The sequence below is a fragment of the Streptomyces sp. NPDC111802 genome (genome assembly GCF_055634335.1).
The window spans coordinates 218,550-241,405 of the sequence record NZ_JBVKCZ010000003.1; the positions used below are offsets into that span (position 1 = coordinate 218,550).

Here is a 22,856-nt window from a genome sequence, read left to right on the forward strand (position 1 = left end):
TCATCACAATCCGCGATAGCAGCTGGTAGTCTGGCCGGCGTGTACGACCCCTCCCATCTGCGTACGTTCCTGGCGGTGACCCAGACTTTGAGCTTCACCCAGGCCGCCCGGCGCCTCGGTCTGCGCCAGTCGACCGTCAGCCAGCATGTACGGCGGCTGGAGGACGCCACCGGGCGGCCGCTGTTCACCCGGGACACCCACTCCGTGGAGCTGACCGAGGACGGCGAGGCGATGCTCGGCTTCGCCCGCCGGATCCTTGAGGTGCACGAGCAGGCGACGGCGTTCTTCACCGGCACCCGGCTGCGCGGCCGGCTGCGTTTCGGCGCGTCCGAGGACTTCGTGCTGACCCGGCTGCCGGAGATCCTGGAGGGCTTCCGGTACGAGCATCCCGAGGTCGACCTGGAGCTGACCGTCGAGCTCTCGGGCACCCTGCACGAGCAGCTGGCCGCCGGGAAGCTCGATCTGGTGCTGGCCAAGCGGCGCCCCGAGGATCCACGCGGCGAACCGGTGTGGCACGACCGGCTGGTGTGGATCGGCACGGAGCGGCTCCGGCTGGAGGCGGACCGTCCGGTGCCGTTGATCGTCTATCCACCACCGGGCATCACCAGGGCGCTCGCGCTGGAGGCGCTGGAACGACAGGGGCGTGACTGGCGGATCGTGTGCACCAGCGGCAGCCTCAACGGGCTGATCGCGGCGGCGCGGGCCGGGCTCGGGGTGATGGCGCACTCGCGGGGACTGATTCCGCCGGGCCTGGTGCGCGTGCCGGACCGGTTCGGGCTGCCGCCGCTCGGACGCGTCGACTTCGTGCTGGTGCACGGCCGGCGGCACACGGCGGCCCAGGGGGCGGCGGATGCCCTGGCCGGGGCGATCCTGGCGGGTGGGGATCGGTTGCACCGCCGTTAGCGTGCGGGGCGCTGGAGATAGGTCAGCTGCTTCACCCTCCGCAGGAACGGCGACGCCTCCACATGCTGGACGCCCTCCAGGCGACCCAGTGGGCCGCTGAGGTATCCGTACAGGGCCGCGCTGTTCTTCACCACCGCCGTCGCGATGATGGTGCAGGGCCCCGCCGTCGCCGCGGCGTGGGCGATCGCGTCGTGGGCGGCGAGTGCCTCGCCCACGGGGGTGAGGGCGGCCGGGGTGGTGGTGATCCACAGGAGGGCCGCGAACGGATAGCCGATGGTCTCGGACAGGTACTCCACGTCGATGTACACCGCCCCGGACGCCAGCAGCGCGGCGAGGCGGCGCTTCACCGCGGACTCCGAACGGCCGGTGGCGCGCTGGAGTTCGGGGTAGGTCGCGCGTCCGTCGCGTTCCAGGGCGGCGATCAGGGGTTCGTCGTCGGGGTCGATGCGGGCCGGTCCGGGATCGGGGACGACCTCGGGCCGCAGTGCCTCGACCTGGTCGTCCGTGAGCACCCGGAACTTGCGCAGCCAGCCGCTCGGGCCGCCGTAGAAGCGGTGCAGCATCTGGTGTGCCCGGATCTCCAGGACGCGCGGGGTGCGCGGGAGTTTGCCGAGCAGGAGGTCGTCGCGGTCGCCCGGGCTGCGCGGCCGGGTGCCGAAGATGACCTCGGTGCCGCCGGAGGCGATGCCGATCCAGTTGGTGTCGTCCCGTTTGGCCAGCGCCTCCGCGATGACCTGGGCGCTGTCGGGTACGCAGCGCAGCCGCAGCGTCCACTGGTCCTGCCCGAGGCGTTCGGCGTCGCGGACGGCGACCACCCGGAGGCCGCCCTCGGCGCACAGCCTGCGGTAGCGGCGGGCGACGGTCTGGTCGGAGACGCCGAGCACCTCCCCGACGCGGGCGAAGGACGCCCGGCCGTTCAGCTCCAGCGCGTACAGCAGCTGGAGGTCGAGCTCATCGAAGATGTGGGATTCCATCTCCACGGCGTCTTCTCCTGTCGGATTCCGGCGGTCGGACGCTCGACACCACCGCGATCGGCCGTGTGCGGCCCATCGTACGGACACGTACGCATCTCACGTACGTGTCTCGCACAGGAGGGGAAGAACATGCGCACATGGGGGCCGCTCACGGCCGTGTGCCTGAGTACGTTCATGTTGCTGCTGGACGTGACGATCGCGATCGTCGCGCTGCCGGACATGGCGCGGGCGCTGAACGCGTCGCTGAGTGATCTGCAGTGGGTGATGGACGGGTACGCGCTGGCGCTGGCCGCGCTGCTGCTGGGCGTGGGGGCCGCGGCGGACGTGCTGGGACGGCGGCGTGTGCATGTGGCCGGTGTCGTCGTGTTCGCGGCGGCGTCGCTGCTGTGCGGACTCGCGACCGGGCCGGGGATGCTGGTCGCCGCGCGGGGGCTGCAAGGCATCGGCGCGGCCGCCATGTTCGCCACCACGCTGCCGTTGCTCGGCTCCGTCTACCAGGGCAGGCGGCGCTCGGTCGCGCTCGGCGTGTGGGGCGCGGTCAGCGGGGCGGCGGCCGCGGTGGGGCCGATCGCCGGAGGGCTGCTCACCGACGGGCCGGGCTGGCGATGGATCTTCTACGTCAATCTGCCGGTGAGTGTGGCCGCGGTGTGGCTGACACTGCGGGTGGTGCCGGAGTCGCGGGGGACGCGTGGACGCCGTATCGACTGGGCGGGGACGGTGACGTTCGCGGCCTTCGCGGGGGCGGTGACGTATGGGGCCGTGCGGGCCGGGAGCCATGGGTGGAGCGAGACGGGGACACTCGGGTGGTTCGCCGGGGCGGCCCTGGCGCTGGTCTGCTTCGTCGTGGTGGAGCGGCGGGTCGCCGATCCGCTGCTGGATCCGCGGCTGTTCCTCCGGCCCGCGTTCTCCGGTGTGATGGCGGGCTCGCTCGCCTTCAACGCGGCGGCGTTCGGCGCCATGGCGTACACCTCGATCTGGTTGCAGACCCTGCTGGGGATGAGCCCGGTGCGCGGCGGTGCGGTGTTCCTGTGGCTGTCGCTCGCGTCGTTCGTGGTGGCGGTGGCCGGCGGACGGCTGCTGCACGGAGTGTCGGCGCGGCTCACCATCGGGGGCGGGCTGCTGCTGATCGGCGCGGGCCAGCTCTGCATGGCGTTCCTGGACGCCGGGTCGACGGCGAGCGCGCTGATACCGGGGCTGGTCCTGGTGGGCGTCGGTACGGGGCTGGTGTCGCCCGGGATCGCGGGGGCCGCCCTGGCCGCCGTACCGCCGGAGCGGGCGGGCATGGCGGGCGGTGCGGTGAACACCTTCCGGCAGCTCGGGTACGCGCTCGGTATCGCGGTGTACGGCACGGTGCTGACCGGGCGGATGCGGGACACGCTGCCCGAGGAGGCGGCGCATGCCCTGGCGGGTGGCGGCGCCGGTGGGCTGCGGGGTGCCTTCGGCGAGGTGACGCTGCGCGCGGCCTTCGCCGACGGGCTGAACTCGGTCGCGCTGGCGGCGGGGGCGACGGCGGCGGTGGCCGGGGTGCTGGTGCTCGCTCTGGTGAAAAGGCCGCCCGGGAAGAAGACCGGAGTGACAGGTTCGGCCCCTCGGACGCTGACGAAGGAGACACCTGTACACCGGGGATAGCATGATCGACAGGGCCCGTAGCGGGTAATCGGGTCGTACAGATTCGGTGGAGATTACGGGCCCGAAACTTACTCAACCGTCAGTTTTCTGTCCGACCCTTCCCCATGTGAGCGCATTTTCCACCGCTGACCAGTGGATACCTGAGCACCGGTCGATTTTCGGCCCCCTCCCGTCCGAAAGGCGGGTGGGGTAGCTTTCACGGCGCTGTGCGGAGCGTCAGCCGAGGCACTCGGAGCGGGGAGCGGGGATTGCGCGAGTTCACCAACCCTCCGTTGGCGTTGCCACCGCCGGTGGGCGGCCTGGCCGACGTCGTCTTCCAGCATGCCCAGGAGGATCCGTCGTATGTCGTGCTGGGCCGCAAGGACGAGGGCGACCAGTGGCGGGACGTCACCGCCGCGGAGTTCCGCGACGAGGTCCTGGCCCTCGCCAAGGGCCTGCTCGCCCGGGGCATCCGGTTCGGCGACCGGGTCGCGATCATGTCGCGCACCCGCTACGAGTGGACGCTCTTCGACTTCGCGCTGTGGACCATCGGCGCGCAGGTGGTGCCGATCTACCCCACCTCCTCGGCCGAGCAGTGCTTCTGGATGCTGTACGACTCCGAGTGCTCGGCGGCGATCGTGGAGCACGAGGACCACGCGATGACGATCGCGACCGTCATCGGCCGGCTGCCGCGGCTGCACCAGCTGTGGCAGCTGGACTCGGGCGCCGTGCAGGAGCTGTACGACGCGGGCGCCCACCTCGACGACGACGTGGTCCACCGCCACCGGCAGGCGGTCACACCGGACTCGGTCGCGACGATCATCTACACATCGGGGACGACGGGCCGCCCCAAGGGCTGTGTCATCTCGCACGGCAACTTCATGTACGAGGCGGACACCGTCATCGAGCGCTGGGAGCCGGTGTTCCACTCCAAGAAGGGCGACGAGGCGGCGACCCTGCTGTTCCTGCCGCTCGCGCATGTCTTCGGGCGGATGGTGCAGGTCGCCGCGATCCGCGGCCGGGTCCGTTTCGGTCATCAGCCGCAGATGAACGCGGCGGCCCTGCTGCCGGACCTGGCCGCGTTCAAGCCGACGTTCTTCCTCGCCGTGCCGTACATCTTCGAGAAGGTCTTCAACGCCGCCCGCCGCAAGGCCGAGAAGGAGGGCAGGTCCGGGCCCTTCGAGAAGGCCGTCGAGGTCGCCGTGAAGTACGCGGACGCCATGGAGGCCAAGGCGTGGGGCATCGGGCCCGGGCCGTCGGCGGGGCTGCGCATGCAGCACCAGCTCTTCGACAAGCTCGTCTACTCCAAGATGCGGGCGGCGATGGGCGGGCGTATCCGCCACGCGATGTCCGGCGGTTCGGCGATGGACCGGCGGCTCGGGCTGTTCTTCGCGGGCGCCGGTGTACACATCTACGAGGGCTACGGCCTCACCGAGTCGACGGCGGCCGCGACCGCGAACCCGCCTGAGCGCACCCGCTACGGCACCGTCGGCCGCCCCATCCCCGGAATGACCGTGCACATCGCGGACGACGGCGAGATCTGGCTGCACGGCGCCAACGTCTTCCAGGGCTACCTCAACAACCCGAAGGCCACCGACGAGTCCCTGCACGACGGCTGGCTGGCCACCGGTGACCTGGGATCCCTAGACGAGGACGGCTATCTCACCATCACCGGCCGCAAGAAGGAGATCCTGGTCACCTCCGGTGGCAAGAGCGTCTCGCCGGGCGTGCTGGAGGAGCGCGTCCGGGACCATCCGCTGGTCTCGCAGTGCATCGTCGTCGGCAATGACCGTCCGTACATCGCGGCCCTGGTCACCCTTGACCAGGAGGCCGTCGAGCACTGGCTGATGATGCGCGACAAGCCGCAGATGACCCCGGCCCAGCTGGTGCGCGACGCCGACCTGGAGACCGAGGTGCGGCGCGCGGTCGTCGCCGCCAACACCCTGGTCTCGCAGGCCGAGTCGATCCGCACCTTCCGTATCCTCGCCCAGCCGTTCACCGAGGAGCACGGACTGCTCACGCCGTCGCTGAAGCTGAAGCGCAAGGCGATCGAGAACGCGTACTCGGGCGAGGTGGAGGCGCTGTACCAGGCGTGAGTCCGTGCCGGGTCAGCCGATGTTCACGCGGAAGATCTTGTCAGCCCCGTCCGGCTCGCCTCCGTTGTTGTCGCTGTTGGTCGTCGACAGCCACAGCTGGTCGGCGCCCGGCACCTTGGTGACCGTGCGCAGCCTGCCGTAGGTGCCGACGTAGTACGCGCTCGCCGTGCCGACGTTCTCGGTGTCGCCGTTGATGGGGATGCGCCACAGGCGTTCGCCGCGCAGGGCCGCCATGTAGATGACGTTGCGCACGATGGCGATGCCGCTCGGGGACGCCTCGGAGACGGGCCAGGTCTTCTTCGGGTTGGTCATGCCGGCGACCGAGCAGGTGCCTTCGCAGGTCGGCCAGCCGTAGTTGGCGCCCGGCTCGATCAGGTTGAGTTCGTCGTAGGCGCTGTTGCCGAACTCCGCCTCCCACAGACGGCCGCTCCGGTCGAAGGCGAGGCCCTGCGGGTTGCGGTGGCCGAGGGAGTAGACGTGGGTGCCGAAGGGGTTGCCGGGGGCCGGTCTGCCGTCGGTCGTCAGGCGCAGGATCTTGCCGTTCAGGGAGTTCCTGTCCTGGGCGAGTGAGGAGGTCTGGGCGTCTCCGGTGGAGGCGTACAGATATCCGTCCGGGCCGAAGGCGAGCCGGCCGCCGTTGTGGTAGCGGTTCTTCTTGATGCCCTGCAGCAGGACCGTGTAGCCGCTCAGGGAGCCGCCGTCGTAGGTCATGCGCGCGATGCGGTTGCCCTCGGCGGCGGTGTGCATGAAGTACACACGGTGGTTGGTGGCCCAGCCGGGGTCGACGGCCACGCCGAGCAGTCCGCCCTCGCCGTCCGTGGTGACCGCGTTCGGGACACTGCCGACCTGGGTCCTGGTGCCGTCCTTGGTCAGCTTGAACACCTTGAAGCTGTCGCGTTCGGTGACCAGGGCGCTGTTGCCGTCGGGCATCCAGTACGTGCCCCAGGGGATGCTCCAGCCGGACGACAGCGTGCCGATGGACGAGGGGACGCCGCCGTCCGTGGCGCAGGCCCGGGTGGTGAAGGTGACCGTGTTGCTCTGCGGGGAGGCGTTCCCGGCGGCGTCGCGTGCCACGACGTTCAGGCTGTAGGGGCTGTCGCAGGCGAGCCCGGTGAGCGTGGTCGAGGTGGCGGGCGGGTTGCCGGTGACGCTCTTGTAGACGGTGGCGCCGCTGCGGATGTCGTACGCCGTGACCGCCTTGTCGTCCGTCGCGGCACCCCAGTTCAGCGTCGCCCTGTTCGCGGTGACGTCGCCGTACGCCAGGGTGCCGGGCCTGGTCGGCGGGCTGGTGTCGGAGCCGGTCCCGGTCCTGCAGTCCACGGCCGGGCCGGCCGGGGAGGCGTTGCCGGCCGCGTCCCGGGCGATGACGGTGAGGTTGTAGGTGGTGTCGGGGGTCAGCCCGGTGAGGTTCTTGGTGGTCGTGCCGCCCGCGGCCTCACCGATCCTGTTGCCGTGCTCGTAGATGTCGTACGCCACCACCCCCACGTCGTCCGTCGAGGCACCCCAGGTGAGGGTCAGGGTGTTCTCGGTGATCGCCGAGCAGCTCGGCGCGCCGGGGCGGGTCGGGGCCTGGGTGTCGGCCGCCGGGCCCACGGTCAGTCGGTCGAGGTTGGGCCCGCCGCCGGAGGTGGTCGCGGTCGCGCGGATCCTGTGGATTCCCGCGGTCAGGTCGGCGGTGATCGCCTTGGTCGCCCAGGTGTCCCAGTTCGCGGTGGGCGGGAAGGACACCTTCGACGCGACCACCTTTCCGCCCACCGAGATGTCCATGGGCCGGTCGGCGGTGGTGCCGTTGGCGTAGCGGAAGGCGAGCGAGGCGCCGCCCGCCGTGTCCGCGCTCACCGTGAACTCGACGTACGAGCCGGTCACGTTGGTGTAGTCGACGAAGCCGGAGCCCGTGTAGCCGGTGTGGTCGGCGGCCACCGTGCCCTGGGAGATCGTCGCGCTCTCGGCCTGGTGGTCGGTGGCCGCGACGGCGGCGCGGGACGGTGGGGAGGCGCTGAGCAGGGACAGCAGCAGGCCGCTCAGGGCGGCCAGGAGCACGCCGGGGCGGTGTCGGCGTCTGGCGGCGAGGACGTGCACGGGGTCCACCTCCAGTGGTGGGCGGCGAGGGGGAGGTCGGGGGTGCGCGGGTTCAGAGGAGTTGGTAGCCGCGGAGGTGCGTGAGCAGCAGGTGGCAGTCCTGGAGGGAGCCCGAGGTGTCGCCGAGGCTGCGGTAGATGCCCCACTTGGGGCGCACCCGGTCGGCCAGGAAGGTGTCGACGCCGCTGCGCGACTTGTCGATCAGCGTGGTGCCGCCGCTCTTGAGGATCCAGCGCACCGAGCCGGACGAGCCGTCGCCGACCTTGATCTGGAAGTCGACGTCGGTCCATGCGTCGTGCAGCGGGTCCAGGGAGGTGCGGCCGATGAGGGTCCCGGAGACGGGCAATTGGAGTTCGATGGTCTGAGCCCCGTTCACCCGGCGCAGCGACTGCACGACGATCGGCGAGGAGCCGGCGCCGGGCTGCTTCATCTGCATGATGTGCGTGAAGGTGGTCGTGGCCTTCAGCGAGCTCGGGATGTACATCGCGTACGTGATCCGCCAGGTCTGGCCCGGCAGCCACTTCAGGTAGCCGGAGGAGGTGCGCAGACCGGTGACCTCGTGACGCTGGCGGTCGGTCGAGGTGTCCCGGTCGACCTTGTGCATGGTGAAGCGCCAGTTGTCGCCGTCCGGGCGGATGTGGGGCGCGCCCGCGGGGTGCGAGTCGGCGCGGTCGTCCTCGATGGTCTCGAAGGCGCGCAGGCCGTCGGAGCGCGCGGACGGGGACCACTTCAACTGCCAGGAGGCGGCTTGGGCGGGGGTGGCGGGCAGGCCGACGGCGGCGCCGACCGCGCCGCCCAGGGCCGCGCCCAGCAGGGTCCTGCGGCTGGTGCTCATGACTGCTCCCTCTCAGTGGTGGGTGTGCGGGGCCGGGCGCGCAGCTGCTCGTTCATGATCAGGAAGGCGCCCAGGCCGTGGAGGTCGTTGGTCGCCCGGGTGCGGGCGACGTAGTACGCGTAGTCGCCGACGTTGGTGCCGACGGAGATGTCGGTGAGGTCGGTGCGGCCGTCGGGGCCGAGCGAGATCTTCCGCAGGACGCCCCGGTAGCCGCGTTCGGCGACCTTCGCGTAGTGCGGGTCGAGGTGGCCCTGCTGGGCGCCTCGGGAGAGGGCGTAGGTGAACATGCTGGAGCAGGAGGTCTCGGTCCAGTTGTCGGCGCGGTCGCCCTTGTCGATGACCTGGAACCAGCGTCCGGTGGCCGGGTCCTGGTGCCGCTCCAGGCCGGCGGCCAGCTTCCGCAGGATGCGCAGCAGTGCCGGGCGGCGCGGATGGGTGGCGGGGAGAGCGTCCAGGACGTTCACGATCGCCATCGAGTACCAGCCGACGGCACGGCACCAGTGCTCGGGGGCGAGGCCGGTGACCGGGTCGGACCAGGTGCTGGTGCGCGACTCGTCGTAGGCGTGGCGCAGGAGGCCGCCGGGGACCTGGAGATGGCTGCCGTAGATCTGGAGCTGCTCGGCGGCCTCGTCGTTCGCGTAGGTGGAGTCGTGGAACTCCTTGCCGTACTCCACCAGGAACGGGGCGACCATGTAGACGCCGTCGGACCACAGTTGGTGGGCACGGCTCGCGGTGTCGGCGTGCCAGAAGCCGCCGTCCTCGGTGCGCGGGTAGGTGTCGAGGCGGTCGCGGATCCGCTTCGCCGCGATCCGGTAGCGCTCCTCGCCGGTCTCGTGGTGAAGGATCGTCAGCAGCCGCCCGGTCTGCATGCTGTCGAGGTTGTCGAAGCTCCGGCCGATGGAGCCGTCGGCGGCCACGAACCGGTCGACGTAGCTTTTGATGTACGCCAGTTGGTCCGGGTCGTGGGTGCGGCGGTGGACGAGGTACTGGCCGTAGAGGTAGAGGCCGACGGGGTACGACCAGCCGCCGATCGTGCTCGGCGAGAAGCGGGCCGTGGTGGAGTCGACCATGGCGACCGACCAGTCCGTGGCGGCGCGCGGGTGCTCGGCGGCGAGGGCCGCGGGTCGCGTCCCGCCGGCGGCCGTGGGTGCCGTGGTCAGGGCCCCGGCTGCGAGCACAGTCGCCGTGAGCAGCGCGTGCAGACGTCTCATGGTGCTCCTTCGCGGTAGGCGGGGACGAAGGCGGGACCGCCGGGCAGGGGGCGGGGGGTGTCGACCAGGTCCCGGACGAGGGCGTGGTCGGGCGAGAGCCGGCAGGCCGGGTCGGTGCGGGTGGCGTCCCCGGTGAGCGCGTACGCCTGGCAGCGGCAGCCGCCGTGGTCGGTGGAGCGCAGGGCGCAGTCACGGCACGGCTCGCGCATCCAGCTCTCGCCGCGGTAGGCGTTGAACGCCTTCGACTCCCGCCAGATCCAGTCGAGTCGGCGGTCCCTGACGTTGGGTGGGTCGAGGCCGGGGAGGGCGGCCGCCGCCGGGCACGGCAGGACCGTGCCGTCCGGGGTGACGGTGAGCGAGATCGCGCCCCAGCCGCCCATACAGGGTTTGGCGGTGCCGTCGACATGGTCGGGGGCGACCCAGATCAACTCCGGTGTGCTGCCGGGGCGTTCGCGCCAGTGGGCGAGCCGGGCGCGGGCGCGATCCACCTGCTCCCGGGTGGGCAGCAGGGCGGCACGGTTGCGCAGTGCCCAGCCGTGGAACTGGGTGTGGGCGAGCTCGATCCGGTCGGCGCCCCAGGACACGCCCAGCTCGATCAGGCCGTCCAGGGCGTCGACGTTGCCGCGGTGCAGGACGACGTTCAGGCCGAACGGCAGTCCGGCGGCGCGGATCAGCCGGGCGGCACGCTCCTTGGCGGCGAACGAGCGGGCGCCCGCGATGCGTTCGGAGGCTGCCGGATCCGCGTGCTGCACCGACAGCTGGACGCTGTGCAGCCCGGCCGCGACAAGCCCGCCGAGCCGCCGCTCGTCCAGGCCGACGCCGCTGGTGACGAGCTGGGTGTGCAGGCCCGCGGCCTCGGCGGCGGTGACGATGTCCGGCAGATCGCGCCTCAGCAGCGGTTCGCCGCCCGACAGATGGGTCTGTACGACGCCCAGGTCGGCGGCCTGCCGGAACACTCCGGCCCACTGCTCGGCGGTCAACTCTACTGACCGACCGACCAGTTCGACGGGATTGGAGCAGTACCCGCAGCGCAGCGGACAGCGGTGGGTGAGTTCCGCGAGCAGGGCCCACGGGGGATCGGCGGTCACCGCAGCCAGCCCTCCTTTCGCAAGGTGTCCAGGAATTCGGGTACTTCGGCGGCGACCGGGGCGCCGGGGAAGCGTGCGCCGAGCTCGGCGACGATGTCGTCCACTGCCCTGGTGCCGTCGCACAGCCGCAGCACGCCGCCCGCGCTGCCGTGCAGCACGACGACCCGCTCGGGCAGCAGCAGGAGGTCGGTGCCGCGCACCCGGTCGTGGCGCAGCAGGACCGAGCGGGCGAGGGCGGGGCGCCAGGTCATGGGCCGCCGCCGTCCACGGCGTCCAGCAGGGCCCACAGCACATCGCACTTGAACGCCAGCGCGGCCACCGCCCGCTCCTGCTGCTCCCGGGTGCGGGCCCGGTCCAGGACCAGGGCGAGGGCCTCGTCGCCGTCCCGGGCGCCCTGGTCGACACGGGTGCGGAAGTAGGCGAGGCCGTCGGGGTCGATCCACGGGTAGTGGCGTTCGAAGGCGGCTATGCGGGTGCGCATCAGATCCGGTGCGGACAGTTCGGTCAGCGACGCGGCCACGGCGTCCAGGACGGGGCTCAGCCGGCAGAAGTTGACGTATCCGTCGACCGCGAGGCGCACCCCGGGCAGGACCCGGGAGGCGTCCCAGAGCTCGTCCCGGCCGAGACCGGCCGCCTCGCCGAGCCGCAGCCAGCGCTCGATGCCGCCCTCGCCCTCGGCCGTGCCGTCGTGGTCGCGGATGCGGCGCAGCCAGGCCCGGCGCGGCGCGGGCCGCTCCAGCTTGGCGAGGATCAGGGCGTCCTTGACGGGGATGTGGCGTTGGTAGTGGAAGCGGTTGGCGATCCAGCGGCGCAGCTCGCCGGGTGTCAACTCGCCTTGGTGCATACGGAGGTTGAAGGGGTGCCGGTCGTGGTAGCGGGCCGCGGTGACGGCCCGCAGCCGCCCGGTGAACTCGGTGGCCGTCCAGGGGGCTGCGGGGCCGTCGGCGTGCACGCGTGTCGTGGTCACGGTGCTCTCGCGATGCGGCCGGCTAGCGGTCGGCGAGGGCGTAGGCGGTCACTTCGAGGGCGGTCTCCACTATGGAGTGCCCAGGGCTTTGCCACACCTCTTCATCCGATGTTTCCTGAATTTCCTGTTCCGCCTGGAGGGTATCGAGCAGCCTCTCGTCCATGTGCGCATACCTGCTTTCCGAGGAAGTGGGGGTCTCAGAGCCCAGACAGGCACTTGCTGTTCACATGCATGCACCGAGTTCATCAGCACGGTCGGTAGCGGGATACAGAGTCTCGACATGACGGGCCACGGTCAATGGTCCGTACCGATAACGTCGGATGCGTTTCCGGCCAATCTCGCCACGACTGCTGACTCGCCGGTCAGTTACGGCGGTTTTCCCAGCGGATTCCGCCGTCAGGAATGCACGGCGCCTCGTGATCGTTGACGATATGAGTACCACCTGACGACAACCGTAAGGATCAAGAGCTCGTGAGCAGCAAGGTCCCCCCGATCAACCTCAACAACGGCGTGGAGATGCCCCAGCTGGGCTTCGGCGTCTGGCAGGTGCCGGACGACGAGGCGGAGAAGGCGGTCGGCACCGCGCTGGAGGCCGGGTACCGCAGCATCGACACAGCGGCGATCTACGGCAACGAAGAGGGCACCGGCAAGGCCATCGCCGCCTCCGCTCTCCCCCGCGAGGACATCTTCGTCACCACCAAGCTCTGGAACGGCGACCAGGGGTACGACGCCACTCTGCGCGCCTTCGACGAATCACTGGCCAAGCTGGGCCTGGAGTACGTCGACCTGTACCTCATCCACTGGCCGATGCCGGCCCGCGGCACCTACGTCGACACCTACAAGGCCTTCGAGAAGCTGCACGCCGACGGCCGTGCGCGCGCGATCGGCGTCTCCAACTTCCTTCCGGAGCACCTGGAGCGGCTGATCGGTGAGACGTCGGTGATCCCGGCGGTCAACCAGATCGAGCTCCACCCGCACCTTCAGCAGCGCGCCGCCCGCGAGTTCCACGCCGAGCAGGGCATCGCCACCGAGGCCTGGTCGCCGCTCGGCCAGGGCAGGGGCCTGCTGGAGGTCCCGGCGATCGTCGCCATCGCGCAGAAGCACGGCCGCACCCCGGCCCAGATCGTGCTGCGCTGGCACCTTCAGACCGGCAACATCGTGATCCCGAAGTCCGTGACGCCGTCGCGGATCAAGGAGAACATCGCGGTCTTCGACTTCAGCCTGGACGACGAGGACCTGGCCGCGATCAGCGCGCTCAACGAGGACCGGCGCCTCGGCCCGGACCCGGCGACGTTCGGCGGCTGACCCCCGCCGCGGCACATCAGCCGCCGCACGCCCAGCACTCCGCCCGCCGCTCAGTCGCATGAGCGGCGGGCGGACGTGCACGCCGGGTCCGGTGCGCGGGCCGGCTCCCGGGCGGGATACCTCAGTCGCCGCGTACGTCGGTGAAGACGACCTCGAACTCCTCCAGCCCGATCACGCTCACATGCGCCTTCGCCGCGCCCTCGTGCCGGGCCCCCGCCTGACCCGAGCGGGACGCCGCCAGGGACGTCTGGTCGACGAAGACCGTCCCGACCATGCCGCGTCCGCGCTCGCGGTCGACCAGCAGGGACGCCCTGACCAGCCCCGGAAGCGTGTCGAGCCTGGGGACCACCGTCGCCCGGAACGTGTCGGCGAGCAGATCCGTGTCCATGGGGTCGAACTCCAGCCGCGTGAGCCGCAGCCCGCCGCCCGCCTGCGGCTGCCGTACCTGATGGAAGACCAGCGCCTCATAATTGTCGACCGCCAGCGTGCCCGCGAACGGATCCAGCATCGCCGCCCGCCGCTCCCGCAGCACCTCGTCGCTGTTCTGCCGGGCCTGCTCCGTCTCCCACCAGCTCGCCGCGAGCAGCTTGCCGAGCGTCCGGTCCACGAAGACGCTCGCGCCGCGATACCCGGGACGGTCCTCCAGAAGGTCCCGTCCCTCCGTGTTCATGGCCCTGATGGCCGCGTCGATCTTCGTCGGATCGCCGGTCGTGTAGATGGCGCGTACGAACATGACACCTCCCGGAAAGCCGGGCGCACATCCGAAATCTTCGGCATGTCCAGTCTTCTACCGGGGTGATGACGCCGCAATCAGTGCGGCGGACCCGAGGTCGCGCATCCATCAGGAAACTTTCCTAATAGGAGATCGCGCACTGAGCCCGGCCCTACGTCAGTTGGGCTGTCCGATCGGCCGTACCACCACGGTGTTGACGTCCACGCCGTCGGGCCGGCGGACGGCCCACACGACCGAGTCGGCGATCTGGTCGGGGGTCAGCAGATGCCCCGGCGGCAGGCTGCCGTAGCTGTCCCAGAACGGTGTCTCGACCCGGCCCGGCGCGATGTGGGTGACGCCCACGCCCCAGTCGGTGACCTGTCGCCGGGTGTTCTCGGCGAGCCCGGTGACCGCCCACTTCGTCGCCCCGTAGATGTTGCCCGGCCCCGGCACGAACCCGGCCACGCTGCCGACCAGCACGATCCGGCCGCGGGTCTCCTTGAGGGCGTCGATGGAGGCGCGGATCAGCAGGGCCGGGCCGAGGACGTTGGTCAGCACCATCTCCCTCCAGCCCTCGGGGTCGCCCTCGGCGACGGAGTCATGGGTGGCGAAGCCGGCGTTGGCGACGACCGTGTCCAGCCGGCCGAACGCCTTGAGCGTCGCGTCGACCGCCGCCTGTACGTCGGCGTACTCGGCCGCGTTCCCGACGACCGTCAACAGCCCTTCCGGTTCGCCGAGTTCCTCGGCGAACCCCCGCAGCCGCGCCGCACCGCGGCCGGTGACGGTGACGCGGTACCCGGCGTCCAGCAACTGCCGCGCGACCGCGGCGCCGATGCCGCTGCCGCCGCCCGTGATGAGTGCGACCGGAGAGTCGGTCATGGCGTTTCCCCCTGTGTCTCGGTTCCGACGCCGGGGAGTCCATCACTTGGAGAGCTCTCGAAGTCAAGTCCCGCCGCCGGCCGGTGTCCCCGGTGTCACCTCGTCCGCACCGCCGTGTACACCGTCTGCGCCGCCAGCACGAACACATCGGGGCGGTGGTGCACGCTCGCCTTGTCGTCGGGGTCGAGGAGCCGGTCGAGGGCCGCGCGGTCGTCGGCGTCGAGGCGGTCGCCGAGGCCCTCGCGGGTCCGGGTGAGGGAGGCGACGGCGTAGGCGCGGGCGCGGTCCGTGGTCGGGGCCGGCAGATCGAGGAGGAAGGTGCGGGTGCCGGTGGGCCTCAGGCCCGCGGCGGTGAGCAGCGCCGGCCAGTCCTCGGTCTCGGCGACGGCGCCGGGGAGGTCGGCCCTCATCTGCGCGAACCACTCCATCTCCAGCACGTCGAGCCGGGCCTGCAGCCCGGGCCGCCCGAACCCGACGTCCCGCGGCAGGAACCGCGACGGCAGGCCGCCCTCCTGGAGGGCCAGCGTGCCACCGGACGTGAGACGGTCGGCGAACGAGGCGAGGGCGGCGCGCTGGTCGCCGAGGTGGTGCAGGCTGCGACCGGCCCACAGCAGATCGACGGGATAGTCCAACTCGTCGAGAACGCCCGGGAGTTCACCGGCGAGGGTGCCGAAGCGGTCGGCGACACCGAGCCGCTCCGCCCTTGCCTGGGCCCGGTCGAGAAGGGGCTCGGATCCGTCGACGGCGACGATCCGGGCGCCGGGGAAGGTGTCGGCGAGCAGACAGGACACGACTCCGGGTCCGCTGCCCGCGTCCACGATCAGTCCCGGTTCGGTCTGCCGTTTGGCCAGCCAGGCCATGACGTGTTCGTACAGCGGCGTGAACAGCTCGGCCTGCGCCTCCAGCAGCGGGCCCATCTCGGCCCAGTCGACGTCGGTGTGGTCGTGGCGGTGCTGGTGCCGCGGGTGCTGGTGCTGCTGGTGCGGATGGTTCTCGTGCGCCATGGTGGTCAGCCTCTCGTCCGGTTGCCGCCAGCGTGCTCCGAGGCACCGCCCCCGGGCCACTGTCCTTGCCGTAGCGGCAAAAACGGAGCAAAGAAAAATGGGGTGCGACGGCGGCCCGCGGTCACTCACGATGGCCCGATGGACGACGAGATGGTGGAGCGCTTCCTCGAGGACGGTTTCGTGAAGATCGAGGGCGCCTTTCCGCCGCGCGTCGCCGAACACTGCGCGCGGCTGCTGTGGCGGGAGACGGGGTACGACCGGGAGGACCCGGGCACCTGGAAGGACCCCGTGCACTGGGTGTACGACATGGCGCAGGGCCCCTTCGCGGCCGCCGTCAACACACCCGTACTGCACGAGGCCTTCGATGTGCTGGTGGGTGAGGGCCGCTGGCAGTCGCGCTACTCGCTGGGCAGCTTCCCGCTGCGGTTCCCGCACGAGGAGGAGCCGGACGACGCGGGTTGGCACATCGAGGGCAGCTATCTGCCCGAGGGCGCCGAGCACCCCCACACCAACGTGCACTCGAAGGACCGGGCGCTGCTCATGCTGTTCCTGTTCAGCGAGGTCACCGAGGCCGACGCCCCGACCCGCATCCGGGTCGGCTCACATCTCGACGTACCGCCCGTCCTGGCACCGTACGGCGAGGCCGGCGCCTCCTTCCTGGAGCTCGGCCCCAAGGTCGCGGAGGCCTCGGCGCACCGCCCGCAGGCCCACGCCACGGGCCGCCCCGGCGATGTCTACCTCTGCCACCCGTTCCTGGTCCACGCCGCCCAGCCCCACCACGGCACACGTCCCCGTTTCATGGCGCAGCCGCCGCTGCATACGGCGGTGCCGCTGGAGCTGGACCGGGCCGACGGGGACTATTCGGCGGTGGAGTTCGCGATCCGCCGGGGTCTGTCCCAGGAGGGCTGACAGAGGGCTGACCCCGGCGGATCGCGGGTTCACCGGGTCAGGACAGTGGCGGGTACGCGTTCCGCATCAACTGCTGGAACTGCGCCGAGAACCAGTGCCCGGACAGCGGAGCATTGGGCAGGGCGCCGGACAGGTTGTTGCCGTTGCGCGGGTTGCCGGTGTAGGTCGGGTCGCACATCCGGTCGAAGCCCTTGCCCTCGTCGTTCGGGATTGCCTGGCTGGCACCGTCGGACTCCCCCGGCGGCTTGATCCAGACGTACGCGTCGATCCCGGCCGCCGGGTTGGCCTGCGGGCGCTCGCCGAGGCCGGCGCCGGACTGGTTGCACCAGTTGCCGACGTGGATGCGTCGGTCGTAGCGGCCGCCGTTGACATAGGTGTCGACGTCGGTCGTCGCGCCCGGACCGGCGGGCCGTGCCGAGCCGCCCCAGCCGTTCCTGGATGTGTCGATCAGCATGCCGATGCCGGAGTTGAAGCCGGTCGTGATCAGCTGGTTGCGGAAGGCCTGCGCGTAGGACAGCTCGTCGACGTAGCGGTCCCAGTCGACCCACTTGGACTCGCGGACGGACTTGCCGGCCACGGTGTCGTTGACGGTGAAGTTGTTCTCCTTCAGGGCGCTGTAGTTCGCCGTGTTGGTGATGAAGCCGTGGACGTCGTCGACGGTGGCGCCCTCGGTGGTCGCCGCCTCCTTCATGATGGCCGCGCTGGGTGCGAAGTTGTCGTCCCAGCCGAGCCAGCCGTGGTGGCCGGCGTCGATGTAGTTGTAGACGTTGGGCACGTCACCGAGCTTGTTGAGGGCGTAGCCGACGCCCTTCTGGTAGTTGCCGTTGGCCTTCATCACATCGCACTGCGGGGTGGCCGTGGGACGGCTGCCGGTGTTGGTGACGAGGTTCGGCAGCGAGTCGATCTCGACCGTGGTGACGATCCGCAGCGAGGCGTACTTCGGGTCGGCGAGGATCGCCTTGATCGGGTCGATGTACTGCGTCTTGTACTTGTCGATCTCCGTCGGGCCGAGCTCGCCGTTGGAGGCGAGGGCGGAGCAGTCACGGCCCGGCAGGTTGTAGATGACCAGCTGGACGACCAGCTCGTCGGAGCCCTTCTGCGTCAGGGCCTCGTCGAGGTGGTCGCGCAGGCCCATGCCGCCGTTCACGCCGTTGATGGCCGCGATCCGGTCCAGCCACACACCGGTCGGCTGGCCCGCGATCCGGTTGCCGCCCGGCTCGGCGGCGGCCTTCGCGGACCACTCCGGGTTCACGTACACCTTGGCGCCGGAGTACGGGTTGTCGACCTTGGGGCCGGTCGGTCCGGGATCGGTCGGATCCGTCGGGCCGCCGCCTCCGTCGTCGACGTTGCAGGTGACACCGTCGAGGGTGAAGGTGGCCGGGACGGCGTTGGTGCCGCTGTAGGTGCCCTGGAAGCCGAAGCTGACCGAACCGCCGCTCGCCAACGTGGCGTTGTAGGTCTCGTTGGCGGCGGTGACCGCGGCCCCGCTCTGGCTGATCTTCGCGTTCCAGCCGCTGGTGACCTTCTGGTTGCCGGCGTACGACCACTTCACCGCCCAACTCGACTTGGCGGCGGCGTTGTTGGTGACGGTCACGGCGGCGGTGAAGCCGGTGTCCCACTGGTTCTGCACCTTGTAGTCGACGGTGCAGGGGACGGCGGCCGTGCCGATTCCGCCGGGGTCCGCGGCGAGCGCGGTTCCCGAGGCCCCGGCGACCAGCGTCAGGGCAGCGAGCATGGCTGTTCTGGTACGACTCATGAGTGGGGGTTTCCTTCTCGGTTGCGGGTGTTATCCGTCGAGGGAGCGCAGGTGGTCGCGCAGCCCGATGCCGTACGCCGTGGGCGTACCGTCGTAACCGGAGATCAGGGCCGGACCGGAGGAGCAGTTCCAGGTGTTCCAGGTCCAGCCGAGGTAGGACAGGTCCCGGTCGTCGAACCACTTCATGACCTGGTCGACGAAGGAGTGCGAGCAGGTGTTCTCCCCGATCTCCCCCGCGACCAGCGGCACCTGGGCCGCGACGGGGGCGAGTGTGGAGTTCCAGCAGCTCTCGTTCGCGCAGGTGTTGAAGTTGTAGACGTGCCAGGCGGCGGCGAGATTGCCCGCCGGGTCGGTGGGCCGGTACGTCAGCCACTGGCTCAGGTCGTTCGAGTACGCGAGCCCGCCGAGCAGGATCGGGTTGCCGGCGCCGGTGTCGCGTACGGCGTCGACGAGATCCTGCATACCGGCGACCTCGTACCCGATGCCGGGACAGGTGCCGCCGTCCCGCCAGCACTGCCACGCCTGGGTGGTCGTGGGTGTCGCGCGGTCCGGGTAGGGCTCGTTGAACAGGTCGAAGACGACGGTCGGGTCGTCCTTGAAGGTGCTCGCGACCGACGCCCAGAACGCGGGCGTGTACCGCATGTCGGGCATCGGCTTCTGGCAGACGGCGTGCACATCGGAGCAGCCCGCCGAGTTGCCGGTGTACTGGCCCCAGGACCAGTGGAGTTCGAGCATCGGCGTCATGCCGTGCGCCTCGACCCTCGCCACCAGCTCCCGCACGGCGTCGACGTAGTTCGCTCCGCCGTACTCGGGCTTGATGTTGGACAGGCCCAGCCAGCACTCCTCGTTCAGCGGAATGCGGACCGTGTTGGCGTTCCAGTCGGCGATCGCCTCGATGGCGGCGTCGTCGACGGGCCCGTCCCAGATGCCGTAGCCCTGGACGCACATGAACTCGCCGCCGGAACGATTGACGCCGAGCAGACGGCGGGTGGTGCCGTCGGCGTCCACGAGCTTGTTCCCGGAGACGTGCAGGACCGGCACCGTGCGGTCACCGGGGTCCGTCGGATCGGGCGGATCCGTCGGGTCCGTCGGATCGGGCGGCGACGGTTCGGCGTCGGCATTGCAGGTGGTCGCGGTCACCGTCGCGCTGGTGACGGGGTACGTCACCGTGCACGCGGGCGTGGCTCCCTGCGCCGTGACGACCGGCATCGTCACGGCCGCGACAAGGGCGACCGCTCCGATGACGGCTAAAAGTACTGAACGCGGGGGGTGTCGCATGAGCGACTCCTTGCAGATCAGGCGCGCCGTGACGGACGCGTCGACTGATGGAATCGCTCCCACTGGTGCCATGAAGTTAGCGCCAAGTGACGGTGATGGACAGAGGAGTTACTGACTTTCGCTCAACTGAACTCATCGAATCTTTTCGACTCTTCAAGCACCTTGACCCTTTGCACCCCCGTCCCCACTATGGGAGCGCTCCCACTGGTTCAAGCCTTGACTTCTCCGAGCCGCAAGGAGGAACCAGCACATGCATCCCCCACGCAGACGCAGAGCCGTACGACGGTTGTGGACGGCCGTCCTGGCAGCCCTGACGCTCCCCCTGACGATGGTCGGCACCGGGTCGACTCCCGTCCAGGCGGCGGCAGTTCAGTGCGGTGTCGACTACAAGGCCAATGACTGGGGCTCCGGCTTCACCGCGGAGCTGACTGTCACCAACCGCGGTACGGACGTCATCGACGGCTGGACCCTGACCTACAGCTACGCGGGCAACCAGAAGCTCAGCAACGGCTGGAGCGGCACCTGGTCGCAGTCCGGCCAGGCGATCACCGTGAAGGACGCCGGCTACAACGGCCGGATCGCGGCCGGAGCCGGCGTCACGACCGGCGCGCAGTTCACCTACAGCGGCAGCAACGCCGCCCCCACGAACTTCGCCGTCAACGGCACGAGTTGCACCGGCGCGCACCAACCGCCCATCACCGTGCTGACCAGCCCGGCCGCGGGCGCGGTCTACTCGCAGGGCGACGCCGTCCCGCTCGCGGCCACCGCGGCCGCCGCGGACAACGCCACCATCAGCAAGGTCGAGTTCTACGACGACACCACGCTGCTGGGCACGGACACATCGGCGCCGTACTCGCTCTCGGTCTCAAGCTTGACCGTGGGCAGTCATTCGCTGCTCGCGAAGGCGTACGACAGCCTGGGCGCGTCCGGTGAGTCCACGCCGGTCGGCATCACGGTCGCCTCGGGTCCCGCCGTGGTGGCCACCCCGGCCCAACTCCCGGTCCAACAGGGCAAGTCGGCGACATTCGACGTCAAGCTGTCGACCCGGCCGTCGGCCGATGTCACCGTCAGGACCGCTCGTACGAGCGGCAACTCGGGCCTGTCGGTGACCGGCGGCGCCTCACTCACCTTCACTCCCGCGAACTGGAACACCGCCCAGAAGGTGACCATCACGGCCAACTCCTCCGGCACCGGCGCGGCGACCTTCGAGTCGACGGCGACGGGGCACGCGAAGGCCACGGTCACGGCGACCCAGATCGCGGCGACGAAGGCGTACGACGCCCGCTTCCTGGAGCTGTACGGCAAGATCACCAACCCGGCGAACGGCTACTTCTCGCCCGAGGGCATCCCCTACCACTCGGTCGAGACACTGATCGTCGAGGCACCGGACCACGGACATGAGACCACCTCGGAGGCCTACAGCTACCTTCTCTGGCTGCAGGCCATGTACGGCAAGGTCACGGGCGACTGGTCCAAGTTCAACGGGGCCTGGGAGATCATGGAGAAGTACATGATCCCGACCCACGCGGACCAGCCGACCAACTCCTTCTACAACGCGTCGAAGCCGGCGACCTACGCGCCCGAGCTGGACACCCCGAACGAGTATCCGGCGAAGCTCGACTCGTCGGTCCCGGTCGGCACGGACCCGATCGCGGGTGAACTGAAGTCGGCCTACGGCACGGACGACGTCTACGGCATGCACTGGCTGCAGGACGTCGACAACGTCTACGGATACGGCAACTCACCGGGCAAGTGCGAGGCGGGACCGGCGGACACCGGGCCGTCGTACATCAACACCTTCCAGCGCGGCGCGCAGGAGTCGGTGTGGGAGACGGTGCCGCAGCCCACCTGCGACGCCTTCAAGTACGGTGGCAGGAACGGGTACTTGGACCTGTTCACGGGTGACGCGTCGTACGCCAGGCAGTGGAAGTTCACCAACGCCCCGGACGCGGACGCCCGTGCGGTGCAGGCGGCGTACTGGGCCGACAAGTGGGCCGACGAGCAGGGCAAGGGCGGCGAGATCTCCGCGACCGTGGCCAAGGCCGCGAAGATGGGTGACTACCTGCGCTACGCGATGTACGACAAGTACTTCAAGAAGGTCGGCAACTGTGTGGGCCCCTCGTCCTGCCCGGCGGGCACCGGCAAGGACGCCTCGTTCTACCTGCTGTCCTGGTACTACGCGTGGGGCGGTGCCACCGACACCTCGGCGGGCTGGGCCTGGCGCATCGGCTCCAGCCACGCGCACGGCGGCTACCAGAACCCGATGGCCGCGTACGCGCTCAGCGCGTACGCCGACCTGAAGCCCAAGTCGGCGACGGGGCAGGCGGACTGGGCCAAGTCCCTTGAGCGGCAGGTCGAGTTCTACCGCTGGCTGCAGTCCAGCGAGGGCGCGATCGCGGGCGGGGCGACCAACAGCTGGGCGGGCCGGTACGCGACGCCGCCCACCGGGAAGTCGACCTTCTACGGCATGTACTACGACCAGCAGCCCGTCTATCACGACCCGCCGTCCAACCAGTGGTTCGGCTTCCAGGCGTGGTCGATGGAGCGGGTCGCCGAGTACTACCAGCAGACGGGGAACGCGACCGCGAAGGCCGTCCTGGACAAGTGGGTCGACTGGGCGCTGTCCGAGACGACCGTCAACCCTGACGGCACGTACCGGATCCCGTCCACCCTCCAGTGGTCGGGGCAGCCCGACACCTGGAACCCGTCAAGTCCCGGCGCCAACAACGGACTTCATGTCACCGTCGCCGACTACACCGACGACGTCGGTGTGGCGGCCGCGTACGCCAAGACCCTGACGTACTACGCCGACCGCTCGGGTGACACGGAGGCCGCGAGCACGGCCAAGGCGCTTCTCGACGGCATGTGGGACAACCACCAGGACGCCCTGGGGGTCGCCGTCCCGGAGACCCGGGCCGACTACAACCGCTTCGACGACGCGATCCACGTCCCGAGCGGCTGGACGGGCACCATGCCGAACGGCGACGCGATCAACTCTTCGTCGACCTTCGACTCGATCCGCTCGTTCTACGAGGACGATCCGGCCTGGTCGAAGATCGAGGCGTATCTCGCGGGCGGCGCGGCGCCGTCGTTCACGTATCACCGGTTCTGGGCCCAGGCGGACATCGCGTTGGCCATGGGCTCGTATGCGGAGTTGCTGGAGTAAGCGGCGCGGAGCGTCTTGAGGGGCGTGGGTGGACTGGCGACTGCGGGTTGTGTGTGCCTGGTCGCGCAGTTCCCCACGCCCCTTCG

19 protein-coding genes are annotated in these 22,856 nt (G+C 70.3%); 6 read left to right on the plus strand and 13 right to left on the minus strand.

Going from position 1 to position 22,856, the window contains the following annotated elements:
• The first annotated feature begins 39 nt into the window (after window positions 1-39).
• Window positions 40-903 carry a LysR substrate-binding domain-containing protein gene (locus ACZ7NC_RS04270; RefSeq protein ID WP_471484736.1) on the plus strand — a complete coding sequence of 288 codons (864 nt, stop codon included), beginning with the start codon at window positions 40-42 and terminating at the stop codon, window positions 901-903.
• Here the strand turns inward: ACZ7NC_RS04270 and ACZ7NC_RS04275 are convergent.
• Window positions 900-1,883, minus strand: a complete 984-nt coding sequence (locus ACZ7NC_RS04275) for an Lrp/AsnC family transcriptional regulator (RefSeq protein ID WP_471484737.1) — start codon at window positions 1,881-1,883, stop codon at window positions 900-902. The two genes, ACZ7NC_RS04270 and ACZ7NC_RS04275, sit on opposite strands and share 4 nt — an antisense overlap.
• Window positions 1,884-2,006: 123 nt before the next feature.
• On the opposite strand from ACZ7NC_RS04275, the gene ACZ7NC_RS04280 reads away from it, so the two are divergent.
• Together ACZ7NC_RS04280 and ACZ7NC_RS04285 are read left to right on the plus strand one after the other, a co-directional pair.
• Complete coding sequence (locus ACZ7NC_RS04280) at window positions 2,007-3,506, plus strand: MFS transporter (RefSeq protein WP_471484739.1); 1,500 nt, start codon at window positions 2,007-2,009, stop codon at window positions 3,504-3,506.
• Between the two features lie 248 nt (window positions 3,507-3,754).
• Window positions 3,755-5,581 (plus strand): AMP-dependent synthetase/ligase, encoded by a 1,827-nt coding sequence (locus ACZ7NC_RS04285; protein ID WP_471484740.1) that lies wholly within the window; start codon window positions 3,755-3,757, stop codon window positions 5,579-5,581.
• A gap of 12 nt (window positions 5,582-5,593) precedes the next feature.
• On the opposite strand, the gene ACZ7NC_RS04290 is transcribed toward ACZ7NC_RS04285, so the two are convergent.
• The 7 genes from ACZ7NC_RS04290 to pqqA are packed head-to-tail and all read right to left on the minus strand — an operon-like array spanning window position 5,594 to window position 11,924.
• Complete coding sequence (locus tag ACZ7NC_RS04290; protein ID WP_471484741.1) at window positions 5,594-7,660, minus strand: PQQ-dependent sugar dehydrogenase; 2,067 nt, start codon at window positions 7,658-7,660, stop codon at window positions 5,594-5,596.
• A gap of 52 nt (window positions 7,661-7,712) precedes the next feature.
• A complete protein-coding gene (locus tag ACZ7NC_RS04295; RefSeq protein ID WP_471484743.1) occupies window positions 7,713-8,495 on the minus strand; it encodes a Tat pathway signal sequence domain protein in 783 nt (260 codons plus the stop codon).
• On the minus strand, window positions 8,492-9,706 hold the full coding sequence (locus tag ACZ7NC_RS04300) for a glycoside hydrolase family 88/105 protein (protein ID WP_471484744.1): 1,215 nt from the start codon (window positions 9,704-9,706) through the stop codon (window positions 8,492-8,494). Before ACZ7NC_RS04300 ends, ACZ7NC_RS04295 begins: the two co-directional genes overlap by 4 nt.
• Window positions 9,703-10,794: a pyrroloquinoline quinone biosynthesis protein PqqE gene (gene pqqE / locus ACZ7NC_RS04305; protein WP_471484745.1), complete on the minus strand. Its 1,092-nt coding sequence runs from the start codon at window positions 10,792-10,794 to the stop codon at window positions 9,703-9,705. Before pqqE ends, ACZ7NC_RS04300 begins: the two co-directional genes overlap by 4 nt.
• Window positions 10,791-11,045, minus strand: a complete 255-nt coding sequence (gene pqqD, locus ACZ7NC_RS04310; protein WP_471484747.1) for a pyrroloquinoline quinone biosynthesis peptide chaperone PqqD — start codon at window positions 11,043-11,045, stop codon at window positions 10,791-10,793. The genes pqqE and pqqD overlap by 4 nt, the downstream gene beginning before the upstream one ends.
• Entirely contained in the window at window positions 11,042-11,761 is a 720-nt protein-coding gene (gene pqqC / locus ACZ7NC_RS04315) for a pyrroloquinoline-quinone synthase PqqC (RefSeq protein WP_471484748.1), read from the minus strand. Before pqqC ends, pqqD begins: the two co-directional genes overlap by 4 nt.
• 22 nt (window positions 11,762-11,783) lie before the next feature.
• A complete protein-coding gene (pqqA, locus tag ACZ7NC_RS04320) occupies window positions 11,784-11,924 on the minus strand; it encodes a pyrroloquinoline quinone precursor peptide PqqA (protein ID WP_471484750.1) in 141 nt (46 codons plus the stop codon).
• Between the two features lie 308 nt (window positions 11,925-12,232).
• On the opposite strand from pqqA, the gene ACZ7NC_RS04325 reads away from it, so the two are divergent.
• On the plus strand, window positions 12,233-13,066 hold the full coding sequence (locus ACZ7NC_RS04325; RefSeq protein ID WP_471484751.1) for an aldo/keto reductase: 834 nt from the start codon (window positions 12,233-12,235) through the stop codon (window positions 13,064-13,066).
• Window positions 13,067-13,187: 121 nt separating this feature from the next.
• On the opposite strand, the gene ACZ7NC_RS04330 is transcribed toward ACZ7NC_RS04325, so the two are convergent.
• From ACZ7NC_RS04330 to ACZ7NC_RS04340, 3 genes are all read right to left on the minus strand, one after another.
• Entirely contained in the window at window positions 13,188-13,799 is a 612-nt protein-coding gene (locus tag ACZ7NC_RS04330; protein WP_471484753.1) for a hypothetical protein, read from the minus strand.
• Window positions 13,800-13,955: 156 nt separating this feature from the next.
• A complete protein-coding gene (locus ACZ7NC_RS04335) occupies window positions 13,956-14,657 on the minus strand; it encodes an SDR family oxidoreductase (protein WP_471484755.1) in 702 nt (233 codons plus the stop codon).
• A 95-nt stretch (window positions 14,658-14,752) separates the two neighbouring features.
• Window positions 14,753-15,661, minus strand: coding sequence for a class I SAM-dependent methyltransferase (locus tag ACZ7NC_RS04340; RefSeq protein ID WP_471484756.1), 909 nt, complete (start codon window positions 15,659-15,661; stop codon window positions 14,753-14,755).
• 138 nt (window positions 15,662-15,799) lie between these two features.
• On the opposite strand from ACZ7NC_RS04340, the gene ACZ7NC_RS04345 reads away from it, so the two are divergent.
• A complete protein-coding gene (locus tag ACZ7NC_RS04345; protein WP_471484758.1) occupies window positions 15,800-16,570 on the plus strand; it encodes a phytanoyl-CoA dioxygenase family protein in 771 nt (256 codons plus the stop codon).
• Window positions 16,571-16,607: 37 nt separating this feature from the next.
• On the opposite strand, the gene ACZ7NC_RS04350 is transcribed toward ACZ7NC_RS04345, so the two are convergent.
• Both ACZ7NC_RS04350 and ACZ7NC_RS04355 read right to left on the minus strand, forming a co-directional pair.
• Window positions 16,608-18,326: a glycoside hydrolase family 6 protein gene (locus ACZ7NC_RS04350; RefSeq protein WP_471484760.1), complete on the minus strand. Its 1,719-nt coding sequence runs from the start codon at window positions 18,324-18,326 to the stop codon at window positions 16,608-16,610.
• 30 nt (window positions 18,327-18,356) lie between these two features.
• Complete coding sequence (locus ACZ7NC_RS04355; RefSeq protein WP_471484762.1) at window positions 18,357-19,604, minus strand: glycoside hydrolase family 5 protein; 1,248 nt, start codon at window positions 19,602-19,604, stop codon at window positions 18,357-18,359.
• A 250-nt stretch (window positions 19,605-19,854) separates the two neighbouring features.
• Between ACZ7NC_RS04355 and ACZ7NC_RS04360 the strand changes: the two genes are divergently transcribed.
• Window positions 19,855-22,770 (plus strand): glycoside hydrolase family 48 protein, encoded by a 2,916-nt coding sequence (locus tag ACZ7NC_RS04360; RefSeq protein WP_471484764.1) that lies wholly within the window; start codon window positions 19,855-19,857, stop codon window positions 22,768-22,770.
• Window positions 22,771-22,856: the final 86 nt, after the last annotated feature.

What these genes read in the sequence shown, in the direction of transcription:
- ACZ7NC_RS04340 (WP_471484756.1), bottom strand. Translation starts at nt 15,661, where the DNA reads ATGGCGCACGAGAACCATCCGCACCAGCAGCACCAGCACCCGCGGCAC.
- pqqA (WP_471484750.1), bottom strand. Translation starts at nt 11,924, where the DNA reads ATGGACGAGAGGCTGCTCGATACCCTCCAGGCGGAACAGGAAATTCAG.
- ACZ7NC_RS04355 (WP_471484762.1), bottom strand. Translation starts at nt 19,604, where the DNA reads ATGCGACACCCCCCGCGTTCAGTACTTTTAGCCGTCATCGGAGCGGTC.
- ACZ7NC_RS04280 (WP_471484739.1), top strand. Translation starts at nt 2,007, where the DNA reads ATGCGCACATGGGGGCCGCTCACGGCCGTGTGCCTGAGTACGTTCATG.
- ACZ7NC_RS04360 (WP_471484764.1), top strand. Translation starts at nt 19,855, where the DNA reads ATGCATCCCCCACGCAGACGCAGAGCCGTACGACGGTTGTGGACGGCC.
- ACZ7NC_RS04335 (WP_471484755.1), bottom strand. Translation starts at nt 14,657, where the DNA reads ATGACCGACTCTCCGGTCGCACTCATCACGGGCGGCGGCAGCGGCATC.
- pqqD (WP_471484747.1), bottom strand. Translation starts at nt 11,045, where the DNA reads ATGACCTGGCGCCCCGCCCTCGCCCGCTCGGTCCTGCTGCGCCACGAC.
- ACZ7NC_RS04295 (WP_471484743.1), bottom strand. Translation starts at nt 8,495, where the DNA reads ATGAGCACCAGCCGCAGGACCCTGCTGGGCGCGGCCCTGGGCGGCGCG.
- ACZ7NC_RS04350 (WP_471484760.1), bottom strand. Translation starts at nt 18,326, where the DNA reads ATGAGTCGTACCAGAACAGCCATGCTCGCTGCCCTGACGCTGGTCGCC.
- ACZ7NC_RS04330 (WP_471484753.1), bottom strand. Translation starts at nt 13,799, where the DNA reads ATGTTCGTACGCGCCATCTACACGACCGGCGATCCGACGAAGATCGAC.
- ACZ7NC_RS04300 (WP_471484744.1), bottom strand. Translation starts at nt 9,706, where the DNA reads ATGAGACGTCTGCACGCGCTGCTCACGGCGACTGTGCTCGCAGCCGGG.
- ACZ7NC_RS04345 (WP_471484758.1), top strand. Translation starts at nt 15,800, where the DNA reads ATGGACGACGAGATGGTGGAGCGCTTCCTCGAGGACGGTTTCGTGAAG.